Below are 10,093 nucleotides of genomic sequence, written 5' to 3' on the forward strand. Positions count from 1 at the left end.
GGGGTGCGGGCCCGGCGGTGCGGTCGTCTCCGGGACGACGAACGGCGAACGGTGAACGGTGAACGGCGAACGACGAACGGTGAACGGCCGCGCCGCGCCGCGCCGGATCCGTCAGCCGAGCAGGGTGGCCTCGACCCCGGCGAGCACCGCCGCCAGGCCCTGCTCGAAGCCCTCGTCGAAGTCCTGGAACATCACCCGGCCCGATTCGGCGGCCAGCGGGTGGGCGGCCAGGCGCTCGGCGCGGGCGTCCAGGTCGTAGCCCTCCTCGCCGTCGAAGGAGTTGGGGCCCATCGCCTGCTCCTCGATGACGTAGCCGATGGTGTAGCTGTAGGCGGTCTGCCAGGCCCGGGCGGCGGCCACCGGGGTGAAGCCGGACTCGACCAGCAGGCGCAGCCAGGTGTCCAGGTCGGCCGCGTAGCCGGTGTCGGTGAACCGGGAGCCGCTGTAGACCTTCGCGCCGTCGCGGTAGCGCAGCAGCTCGGCGCGCAGGGTGCGCATGGTCCTCAGGTAGGTCTCCCGCCAGTCGCCCGGGGCCGGGACGCGACCGGCCCCGTCGGCCTCGGTGGCCGCGCCCGCCGCCGCCCGGGCCGTCATGCGGCGCATCATCTCGGTCGCCATCTCGTCCAGCAGCGCCTGCTTGTCCTTGAAGTGCCAGTACAGCGCGGGCGCCTTGACGTCGAGCCGGGCGGCGATGGCGCGCAGCGTCAGGCCGTCCAGGCCGGCCTCGTTCAGCAGGTCCAGCGCGGTGTCGACGACCTGACCGCGGTCGAGCTTGGGGGTTCTCTGGGAGGTCACGGTTGACAGTTTAACGCCGTTAAGTGCACGCTGTCGGCAACGGCTACTTAACAACGTTAAGGAGGTTGTCGTGGCTCCTCACGGCATGCACACGGACGTCCTGGTCATCGGCGCCGGGCCCACCGGACTGGCCCTGGCGCTCGACCTCACCCGGCACGGCGTCGCCGCGCTGGTGGTCGAGCGCGGCGCGGAACTCTTCCCCGGCTCGCGCGGCAAGGGCCTCCAGCCGCGCACGCTGGAGGTGCTCGACGACTTCGGCGTGCTCGACCGGGTCCGCGCGGTCGCCGGGCACTACCCGCCCAACCTGCTCTGGCGGGACGGCGAACCGCAGGGCGAGCGCCGGATGTTCGACCCGACCGAGCCCTCCGAGGCCGAGCCGTACACCGAGGCGCTGATGCTGCCCCAGTGGCGCACCCAGCAGGTGCTGTACGGGCGGCTGCGCGAGCTGGGCGGCGAGGTCGCGTTCGGCCGGGAGCTGGTCGGCCTCGCGCAGGACGAGGAGGGCGTGACCGCCGAGTTCGCCGTCGGCGGTCCGGTCCGGGCGCGGTACGTCGTCGCGGCGGACGGCGGCCGCTCGACGGTGCGGCGACTGCTCGGCATCGGGATGACCGGCGAGACCGTCGACCCGGACCCGATGCTGGTCGCGGACGTCCGGATCGACGGGCTGGACCGCGAGCACTGGCACGTGTTCGGGTCCGAGGAGGGCATGCTGGCGATCTGCCCGCTCGGCGGCACCGAGGACTTCCAGCTGGTCGCCCAGTTCCCGGAGGGGACGGCCGTCGACCTCACCCTCGACGGACTGCGCACGGTGGTCGCGGCCCGCTCCCACCTGGCCGCCGAGCAGGTCACCGAACTGCGCTGGATCTCCGAGTTCCGCCCGCGCGCCGCGCTCGCCGACCGCTTCCGCGCGGGCCGGGTCTTCCTGGCGGGCGACGCCGCGCACGTCCACTCGCCGGCCGGCGGGCAGGGCCTGAACACCAGCGTCCAGGACGCCTACAACCTGGGCTGGAAGCTGGCCGCGGTGCTGACCGGGCGCGCGGGAGAGGGACTGCTCGACAGTTACGAGGAGGAGCGCCGCGGCAATGCGGCCGCGATGCTGGAGCTGTCCACCAGGGTCCACCGCGGCGAGCAGCGCCGTGGCCGGGCGACCCAGCAACTCGACCTCGGCTACCGGGAGTCCGCGCTCTCGGTGGAGACCCGCCGGGACCTCCCGGCGGACGTGCTGCGGGCCGGCGACCGCGCCCCGGACGGTCATCGGGGCGGCACCCGGCTGTTCGACGCCTTCCGGGGCCCGCACTGGACGCTGCTCACCGTCGGCACGGACACCCCGCTGCCCGCCGTCACCGCCCCGGTGGTCCGCATCCCGGCCTACGAGGCGTACGGCACCGGGGTGTTCCTGGTCCGGCCGGACGGCTACCTCGGATGGGCCGGCGTGACGGCCGACGGCCTCGCGGCCTACGCGGGGCGGCAGGGGCTGCTCGCCGCCTGAGAGGCCCTGGGGGCCGCGCCCGGGCTTGTCTGCCCGCCGGACCGCCGGACCGCCGGACCGCCGGGCGCGGTGGACGCGCGGACATCCAGCGGCCGTCCGGGGGCGGCCGGCCGGGTGCCGGGTCAGTGCCTGCCCGCGTCCTTGACCTTCTCCACGGCCTGTTTCAGGTCGCTCTTCGCCTGTTCGGCCTTGCCCTTGAGCTCGGTCGAACGGTCGCTGGTGGCCTTTCCCACGGCCTCCTTGGCCTTGCCGCCGGCCTTCTCCGCCATGTTCTGCAGCTTCTCCTCGGTACCCACGGCGGGTGCCTCCTCTCGTCGACGGGGCGAAGGTCCGCCCCGGGCGGCGTCTGCCCGGGGTGCGGGCTTCCATGCGCGGGCCCGCGGGTCGGTCCGGCGGGACGGGTGCGGCGAGGCGGGCCGCCTCCTACCGGGTGGTGCGGGCCTCGGCGGCGGTCTTCAGGTCGTGCAGCCAGCCTTCGAGGCCCTGGCGGAGGATGTCGGTCGCGGCGGGGACGTTCGCGTCGACCTGGGGGCCGGTGTGGGTCTCCTCGGTGCGCACCAGGACGCCGCCGGGGACCTCGGTGAGGTTCCACACGTGGACGCCGTCGATCCGCAGTCCGGTCGCGACCGCCGGGCCGGTCCAGCGGATGCACGCGCCGGGCCGCAGCTGCCGGACGGTGGAGGTGATCCCCAGGGTGGGGTCGGCCGAGGCGGGGTTCGGGGGCAGCGGGGTGGTCCAGTGGAACGCCGACCCCGGGCGCAGCGGGCCGCCGTCGAGGCGCTCGGCGCTCTGCACCGGCGCCTGCCAGTCGGGCCAGTGCGCCACGTCGGTCTGGAGCCGCCAGACCGTCCGCAGCGGCGCGTGGATCACGATCCCGGTCCGGTGGCGGACCCGGGCGTCGGGGTCGACACCCGTCCCGCCGCAGGTGAGCGAGGAGCCGGGGCGGTGGGCGGTGGCGGCCCCGGCCGGCGCGGCGGTGGCGCCGAGCAGCCCGAGGGCGAGCGGGAGGGTCAGGAGGGCGGTGCGGATGCCGGTGCCGCGGGTGGAGCTGCGCGTGGCGGACATGGAACTCCCCATTCACTGGTCGGCCGTCGGGACGGCTCGGACGCCTTGCGAGCTAGATGCTCACGCCTTCGTTAGAAGTTGTAACTCCGCGAGGGTCGGGGTGTCAACGGGTCCCCGTGATACCTTCTAACGGAAGCGTGAACATGTAGTCGGGCGAGCCGGGGAGCGGGCGAAGGCCATGGCGAGGACGGGCGCGGACACCCCGCGCGAGCGCTACCGGGCCCAGGTGCGCGAGGAGGTCAAGGCGCACGCCTGGGAGCAGATCGCCACGGCCGGCGCCTCGGCGCTCTCCGTCAACGCGATCGCCAAGCGGATGGGCATGAGCGGCCCCGCGCTCTACCGCTACTTCGCCGGCCGCGACGAGCTGATCACCGAGCTCGTCCGGGACGCCTACCGCAGCCTCGCCGACACCCTCGGCGCGGCCGCCGCCGAGGGCGCCGACCTGGCCGGGCTCGCCCGCGCCCTGCGCGACTGGGCCCTGGCCGACCCCCAGCGGTACTTCCTGATCTACGGAACCCCCGTGCCCGGCTACCGCGCGCCCGAGGACACCACCGCCATCGCCGACGAGGTGATGCGGACCCTGGTCGACGCCTGCGCGGCGCTCGCCCCGGCCGGCACGGACGCCCCGGAGGCGCCGTTCGCCACCCACCTGCTGGGCCACCGCGGCTGGGCGGGCGAGCAGCCGGCCCCGCCCGAGGTGCTCCACCGCTTCCTGGCCTTCTGGACCCGCCTGCACGGCGTGCTGTCGCTGGAACTCGCCGGGCACTTCACCGGCATGGGCTTCCGGCCCGCGCTGCTCTTCGAGGCCGAGCTGGAGGGCCTGCTGACACCGCGGTTCTGACCCGGCCCGCCCGCGGTTCGGCTGTCTCCTGGCCCTGCTCAGCCCCGATCGGCGCAGGTCGCCACTGCTCAGCCCCGATCGGCACAGGTCGGCAGCGTCAGGCCCGCCCGGGCCGCGACCGCGAAGGCCCCGCCGCGGCGGGGTCGGGGAACGGCTCCGGCGGCGGGAGGGGTGGTACCGGCGGCGGCGCCCGGCCGGCCCCGCCTCCGAGGTCGGCACGCGCGGGGCACTGGGGCGTGTACGGCCGGTCGTGCTCCGGTTCGGACGGGTGTGCCGGGTGTGGCGCGTTCGCCGCAGCGTCACTCCGGGTAGTTGAAGGGCTGCACGGTGTTGGCGGAGGGGGTGGGGTCAGGGAGTCGCGATGACGGAACACGAGCAGCTCGGTGCGCCCGCCGGCCCGGAAGGACGCCCCACCCGGCCCGAACGGGTGCCGCCCCAGGCCCCCGCGCCCGGGAAGCGTGGGGAGGGGGCCCGGCCCGGACCGGACGGTGACGGCACCGCGGTCCCCTGGCCCGACCTGATGCTGCCGCTGCTGCGCACCCCGACGGCCGACCGGCAGCCCGCGCCGGAAGGGGCCGGCGCGGACCCGCCGACGGGCGTCGAGCCGGCCCGGGTGCTGGACCTCGCGCTGCTGGTCGGCGAGCTGCTGCTGGCCAGCGGCGAGGCGGCGGAGGACGTCGAGGCCGCGATGCTCACCGTCGCCCACGCCTACCGGGTCCAGCCCTGCGACCCGCAGGTGACCTTCACCCGGGTGGCGATCTCGTACCAGCCCGGCCCGTCGGAGCCGTCGCTGACCGCCGAGTGCTCGGTGCGCCGCCCGGCCGTCGACTACGCGCGGCTGGCCCTCGTGTTCCGGCTGGTCACCGAGATCACCGCGAGCGGGATGGCCGTCCCCGAGGCGCACGGCCGCCTGGTGGCGGCCCGCCGGCGCCACCGCCGGTACTCGGGCCGGCTGTTCGTGCTCTCCTGCGGCGGGATGGCCGGGGCCGCCACGCTGCTGATCGGCGGCCGGGCCGACGCCCGGGCCTGGCTGGTGTTCGCCAGCGCCGTCGTCGCCGCGCTGGTGGGCGAGCGCTTCTCGGCCCTGGTGGCGCGCCACGACCTCCCGGCGTTCTACCAGTTCGTGGTGGCGGCGGTGCCCGCCGCCGTGATCGGCATCCTGCTGTCGTTCAACGGTCTGCACCTGCGCGGATCGGTGGTGATCACCGGCGGGCTGTTCGCGGTGCTGCCGGGGTGGCCCATGGTGGCGGCGGCCCAGGACGGCCTGGCGGGCTTCTACCTCACCGCCGCGGCCCGGCTGCTCGAAGCGCTCTACCTGATGACCGGTGTGGTGGTCGGGGTGATGACGGTGCTCTACGTCGGCGTCAACAACGGTGCCGACCTCGCCGCCCAGGACGTCCCGCCCGGGGCGGTGAACCCCCCGCTGCAGCTCGCCGCCGCGGTGCTGCTCACGCTGGCGTTCGCGGTGCTGCTGAACACCGAGCCGGCCACGCTGCCGGCGGTCCTGGTGAACAGCGCGGCCGGCTGGACCACGTACGGGGTGCTGGTGAACGCGGGCGGCGAGCCGATCCTGGCCACCGGGCTGGCCGCCGGGCTGGTGGGCCTGTCGGGCCAGCTCATGGCGCGCTGCCGGGGCAGTTCGGCGCTGCCGCACATCACCGCCGCCCTGGGGCCGCTGCTGCCCGGCTCGGTGCTGTACTTCGGGATGCTGGCCTTCGTCCGGGGCGAGCCCGAGATCGGGCTGAGCGGCATCGGGCGGGCCGCCGCGATGGCGATGGCCCTCGCCATCGGCGTCAACCTGGGCCGCGAGCTGGCCCGGCTCTTCCTGCCCGCGCCCCGGGTGGCCGCACCGCCCCGCAGGCAGGGCGGCCGCCACCGGCGCTGACGGGAACCGGCGGGACGGTTTGCCCGCGCGGTGGCGCGGTAGACGCGGGGGGTGTGGAGACGGGCCGGGCGAGACCGGCCCCGATCTCCGGGGGCGGACCCGGCCGGTTGGAGCCGACGAGGCCCGCCCCTGCCGACAGCCACCCCTCAACCCGGGAGACCCTCGTGATACTCCTCGGCGTCATCCTGCTCATCATCGGCTTCGTCACCGGAATCTCGATCCTGTGGACCATCGGCGTCGTCCTGGCCGTCATCGGCCTGGTCCTGTGGCTCGCCGGAACGCTCGGGCACGCCGTCGGTGGCCGCCGCCACTACTACTGACCCGGCCTGACCCCTGTTCAACGCCGTGCGCCACCTGTTCAACGCCGTGCGCCACCCGTTCGACGCACGCCGCCCGTTCGACGCGCCGGGCCCGCCGGGCCCGGGGACGGTCACTCAGGGACGGTCCTCGTGCAGCCCGCAGAGCCAGGCCAGCGCCCGGTGGACGCCGAGGACGTAGGTGTGGTCCGCGCCCTGGGTGCGGACCAGGTGGAGGCGGACGGCGGCGGCCTGGCACTCGGCCAGCAGCTGGGCGAGGCACGGGCCGATGGCGCCGGCCGTGGCGGCGGCGGTGACCGGGGCCGCGACCTGGGCGCCGGCGGCCCACCGGTAGGCGCCGAGCACGCCGTGCTCGAAGCCGGTCCAGGGCCGGGGCCGCCGGTTGACCCTGTCGATCGCGGCGAACACCTCGTCCAGCGGACGCACTCCCACGGCCGGGACCGTCTCGTCACTGGTCATGTGCGCAACCTACGTCCGCCCGCCACCGGCCGCCCCCGGGGAGGACGGCCCGCTACGGCGCCGCCGTCCCGAGCCACCCGAGCGGCCGAGGAGCCCCCGCACACTGCGGCCCCGGGGCGTGGCCGGTCGGCGGGAGCGGGACGGGTAGGCTGACCAGGTCGTGTCCGGCCGGAGAGGTGACCGGGCCGGAGGAACGGGGCGGGCCCGCGGCCCGCCGGTGGAGACCCCTGATGACTCGTCGTTTTGACTGCTCGGACCCGTCGGAGCGCGCGGCCGGGCTGCGCGAGGCCGTGGCCGCGGTGCGCCGCGGTGAACTCGTCGTCCTGCCCACGGACACCGTGTACGGCGTGGGTGCGGACGCCTTCGCGCCGCAGGCGGTCGACCGCCTGCTGCGCGCCAAGGGCCGGGGACGGAACATGCCCTCGCCGGTGCTGGTCGGCTCTCCGGAGGCGCTGGACGGGCTGGTCGAGGTGACGGAGCGCGCGCGCGACCTGGTCAAGGAGTTCTGGCCCGGCGGGCTGACCGTGGTCGCCCGCCACCGGGATTCGGTCGAGCTGGACCTCGGCGAGACCAACGGGACGGTCGCGGTGCGGATGCCCGCGCACCCGGTCGCCATCGAACTGCTCAACGCCACCGGGCCGTTGGCCGTCTCCAGCGCGAACCTGACCGGGCACGAGTCGCCGCAGGACTGCGACGCCGCCCAGGGCATGCTCGGCGACTCGGTGGCCGTCTACCTCGACGGGGGCCCGACCGCGGCCGCCGTGCCCTCCTCGATCGTGGACATCACCGGCGAGGTGCCGGTCCTGCTGCGGGCGGGCGCGATCGGCGCCGAGCGTCTGCGCGAGGTGGTCCCCGACCTGCGGGAGCGCTGAGCCCGGCACGCTCCCGGAACGCCGACCGACGTCCCGCACCCCGATCCGCGGGAGCGCCGCGCCCGGTCGACGGGCCGTACCGCGTGGCGCCCCGGCGGCCCGGGCCGCCGCCGCTAGGGTCGGCGATGGCGTGCGAGGGGGGGCCCTCCGCCGGGCCGGGGAGGGGGTCGGCGCCGAGACCGGGGGCGTCACCGGCTCCGCTGCGGAGGTCCCATGAACGCTTCGTCCACCGTGCCGCCCCCCGCGCGGGACCGCACCCGGGTGAGGGTCCGGCAGGGCAGCACGCTGCTGCGCTGGCTGTTCACCACGGACCACAAGGTCATCGGGAACCTCTACCTGGCGACGGCCTTCGGCTTCTTCCTGGTCGGGGGCGTGCTCGCGCTGCTGATGCGGGCCCAGCTGCTGGGGCCGGACACCGGGCTGCTGTCGAACGAGCGGTACAACCAGCTGTTCACCATGCACGGCACGATCATGCTGCTGCTGTTCGCCACCCCGACCTTCGCCGGGTTCGCCAACGCGATCATGCCCCTGCAGATCGGCTCGCCGGACGTCGCCTTCCCCCGGCTGAACGCCTTCACCTACTGGGCGTTCCTGCTGGGCGGGCTGATGGTGCTGAGCGGCTTCCTCACCACCGGGGGCGCGCCCTCCTTCGGCTGGTTCGCCTACGCGCCGCTGAACGGTCCGCTGTTCTCGCCGGGGGCGGGCGGGGACCTGTGGGCGTTCGGGCTGGTGGTGGCCGGCCTCGGCACCATCCTGGGCGCGGTCAACTTCATCACCACCATCACCTGCCTGCGGGCGCCGGGCATGACGCTGTTCCGGATGCCGGTCTTCACCTGGAACGTGCTGTTCACCTCGGTCATGGTGCTGCTGGCCTTCCCGGTGCTGACCGCCGCGCTGCTCTGCCTGGAGGCGGACCGCAAGTTCGGCGCGCACGCCTTCGACGCGGCGAACGGCGGGGCGCTGCTGTGGCAGCACCTGTTCTGGTTCTTCGGCCACCCGGAGGTGTACATCGTCGCGGTGCCGTTCTTCGGCATCATCAGCGAGATCATCCCGGTGTTCAGCCGCAAACCGCTGTTCGGCTACTACGGGATGATCGGCGCGACCATCTCCATCACCGCGCTGTCCATGTCGGTGTGGGCCCACCACATGTTCGCCACCGGCCAGGTGCTGCTGCCGTTCTTCGCGATGATGTCCTTCCTCATCGCGGTGCCCACCGGGGTGAAGTTCTTCAACTGGGTCGGGACGATGTGGAACGGCTCGCTCTCCTTCGAGACCCCGATGCTCTGGTCGGTCGGCTTCCTGGTGACCTTCCTGTTCGGCGGGCTGAGCGGGGTGCTGCTGGCGGCGCCGCCGATCGACTTCCACGTCACCGACAGCTACTTCGTGGTGGCCCACCTGCACTACGTGCTGTTCGGGACGGTCGTCTTCGCCACCTTCGCGGGCTTCTACTTCTGGTGGCCGAAGCTCACCGGGAAGATGCTCGACGAGAGGCTCGGGAAGGCGCACTTCTGGACCGTGTTCACGGGGTTCCAGACCACCTTCCTGGTGATGCACTGGCTGGGCGCCCAGGGAATGCCGCGCCGCTACGCGAGCTACCTGGCGGTGGACGACTTCACGGCCCTGAACGTGTGCGCCTCGATCGGCTCGTTCCTGCTCGGGGTCTCCAACCTGCCGTTCTTCTACAACGTCTGGAGGACCAGCAGGTACGGCGAGAAGGTCGCCGAGGACGACCCGTGGGGCTGGGGCCGGTCGCTGGAGTGGGCCACCTCCAGCCCGCCGCCGCCGCACAACTTCCACGCGCTGCCCCGGATCCGCTCCGAGTCGCCGGCCTTCGACCTGCACCACCCGGAGGTGTCCGCGGCGGAGTCGCCGACCGGCGCCGCCGGTGCCCCGTACGGCCCTACCGGCGGACGGGGGAGCGGGCGGTGAAGGCGGAGGGGTGGCTGTTCGCGGTGATGACCGCGTTTTTCGCGGTGACCGGGCTGGTCTACGGCTTCTGGGCCCGGGAGCCGGCCGGCAAGGCGATCCTGACGGTGGCGTTCCTGATGTCCGGTCTGGTCGCGCTGTTCTGGTTCGTCCAGTACCGGCGGTCGGGCGGCGGCCGGGCGCAGGACCGCGAGGAGGCCGAGATCGCGGAGGCCGCCGGGCCGGTGGGGTTCTTCCCGGCCCGCAGCGGCTACCCGGTCCTCGCGGCGGTCGGCGTGACGGTCTTCGCCCTGGGCCTGGTGTTCGCCCGCTGGCTGATCGTCGTCGGCGCCCTGGTGCTCGCGCTCGCCGTCGCCGGCTTCATCTTCCAGTACCGCGACCACGGCGCGGGCTGAGCCGGCGCAGCAGCCGCCGGAGCGGGCCGCCCGGGCCCGCCCCGGGCGC

General features: G+C 74.5%; 11 protein-coding genes. 7 read left to right on the forward strand and 4 right to left on the reverse strand.

Going from position 1 to position 10,093, the window contains the following annotated elements; all coding sequences use genetic code 11:
• Window positions 1-111 precede the first annotated feature (111 nt).
• Complete coding sequence (locus ACFU6K_RS19115; protein WP_380664470.1) at window positions 112-795, reverse strand: TetR/AcrR family transcriptional regulator C-terminal domain-containing protein; 684 nt, start codon at window positions 793-795, stop codon at window positions 112-114.
• Window positions 796-880: 85 nt separating this feature from the next.
• Between ACFU6K_RS19115 and ACFU6K_RS19120 the strand changes: the two genes are divergently transcribed.
• Entirely contained in the window at window positions 881-2,284 is a 1,404-nt protein-coding gene (locus ACFU6K_RS19120) for an FAD-dependent monooxygenase (protein ID WP_380664491.1), read from the forward strand.
• Window positions 2,285-2,406: 122 nt separating this feature from the next.
• On the opposite strand, the gene ACFU6K_RS19125 is transcribed toward ACFU6K_RS19120, so the two are convergent.
• Together ACFU6K_RS19125 and ACFU6K_RS19130 are read right to left on the reverse strand one after the other, a co-directional pair.
• On the reverse strand, window positions 2,407-2,580 hold the full coding sequence (locus tag ACFU6K_RS19125; RefSeq protein ID WP_380664472.1) for a CsbD family protein: 174 nt from the start codon (window positions 2,578-2,580) through the stop codon (window positions 2,407-2,409).
• 127 nt (window positions 2,581-2,707) lie between these two features.
• Window positions 2,708-3,349 carry an SRPBCC family protein gene (locus ACFU6K_RS19130; RefSeq protein ID WP_380664474.1) on the reverse strand — a complete coding sequence of 214 codons (642 nt, stop codon included), beginning with the start codon at window positions 3,347-3,349 and terminating at the stop codon, window positions 2,708-2,710.
• A gap of 178 nt (window positions 3,350-3,527) precedes the next feature.
• On the opposite strand from ACFU6K_RS19130, the gene ACFU6K_RS19135 reads away from it, so the two are divergent.
• The 3 genes from ACFU6K_RS19135 to ACFU6K_RS19145 all read left to right on the forward strand — a co-directional run bounded on the left by ACFU6K_RS19135 (window position 3,528) and on the right by ACFU6K_RS19145 (window position 6,395).
• On the forward strand, window positions 3,528-4,190 hold the full coding sequence (locus tag ACFU6K_RS19135; protein ID WP_380664476.1) for a TetR/AcrR family transcriptional regulator: 663 nt from the start codon (window positions 3,528-3,530) through the stop codon (window positions 4,188-4,190).
• A 361-nt stretch (window positions 4,191-4,551) separates the two neighbouring features.
• Window positions 4,552-6,075 carry a threonine/serine exporter ThrE family protein gene (locus ACFU6K_RS19140; RefSeq protein ID WP_380664478.1) on the forward strand — a complete coding sequence of 508 codons (1,524 nt, stop codon included), beginning with the start codon at window positions 4,552-4,554 and terminating at the stop codon, window positions 6,073-6,075.
• Window positions 6,076-6,239: 164 nt separating this feature from the next.
• Window positions 6,240-6,395, forward strand: coding sequence for a DUF6131 family protein (locus tag ACFU6K_RS19145; RefSeq protein WP_380664480.1), 156 nt, complete (start codon window positions 6,240-6,242; stop codon window positions 6,393-6,395).
• A gap of 114 nt (window positions 6,396-6,509) precedes the next feature.
• On the opposite strand, the gene ACFU6K_RS19150 is transcribed toward ACFU6K_RS19145, so the two are convergent.
• Window positions 6,510-6,851 (reverse strand): hypothetical protein, encoded by a 342-nt coding sequence (locus tag ACFU6K_RS19150; RefSeq protein ID WP_380664482.1) that lies wholly within the window; start codon window positions 6,849-6,851, stop codon window positions 6,510-6,512.
• A gap of 230 nt (window positions 6,852-7,081) precedes the next feature.
• On the opposite strand from ACFU6K_RS19150, the gene ACFU6K_RS19155 reads away from it, so the two are divergent.
• The 3 genes from ACFU6K_RS19155 (at window position 7,082) to ACFU6K_RS19165 (ending at window position 10,044) form a co-directional block, all read left to right on the forward strand.
• Entirely contained in the window at window positions 7,082-7,723 is a 642-nt protein-coding gene (locus ACFU6K_RS19155; protein WP_380664484.1) for an L-threonylcarbamoyladenylate synthase, read from the forward strand.
• Between the two features lie 213 nt (window positions 7,724-7,936).
• Window positions 7,937-9,652 (forward strand): cytochrome c oxidase subunit I, encoded by a 1,716-nt coding sequence (gene ctaD / locus ACFU6K_RS19160; protein ID WP_380664486.1) that lies wholly within the window; start codon window positions 7,937-7,939, stop codon window positions 9,650-9,652.
• Window positions 9,649-10,044, forward strand: coding sequence for a cytochrome c oxidase subunit 4 (locus tag ACFU6K_RS19165; protein WP_380664488.1), 396 nt, complete (start codon window positions 9,649-9,651; stop codon window positions 10,042-10,044). Before ctaD ends, ACFU6K_RS19165 begins: the two co-directional genes overlap by 4 nt.
• The last annotated feature ends 49 nt before the right edge of the window (window positions 10,045-10,093 follow it).

Origin of the sequence: Kitasatospora sp. NPDC057512 (assembly GCF_042802135.1) — a bacterium.
Taxonomy (GTDB): Bacteria; Actinomycetota; Actinomycetes; order Streptomycetales; family Streptomycetaceae; genus Kitasatospora.

Bases quoted from the DNA above. Each gene is read 5' to 3' on its own strand.
- ACFU6K_RS19135 (WP_380664476.1), top strand. From the start codon at position 3,528: ATGGCGAGGACGGGCGCGGACACCCCGCGCGAGCGCTACCGGGCCCAG.
- ACFU6K_RS19150 (WP_380664482.1), bottom strand. From the start codon at position 6,851: ATGACCAGTGACGAGACGGTCCCGGCCGTGGGAGTGCGTCCGCTGGAC.
- ACFU6K_RS19120 (WP_380664491.1), top strand. From the start codon at position 881: ATGCACACGGACGTCCTGGTCATCGGCGCCGGGCCCACCGGACTGGCC.
- ACFU6K_RS19155 (WP_380664484.1), top strand. From the start codon at position 7,082: ATGACTCGTCGTTTTGACTGCTCGGACCCGTCGGAGCGCGCGGCCGGG.
- ACFU6K_RS19140 (WP_380664478.1), top strand. From the start codon at position 4,552: ATGACGGAACACGAGCAGCTCGGTGCGCCCGCCGGCCCGGAAGGACGC.
- ctaD (WP_380664486.1), top strand. From the start codon at position 7,937: ATGAACGCTTCGTCCACCGTGCCGCCCCCCGCGCGGGACCGCACCCGG.
- ACFU6K_RS19130 (WP_380664474.1), bottom strand. From the start codon at position 3,349: ATGTCCGCCACGCGCAGCTCCACCCGCGGCACCGGCATCCGCACCGCC.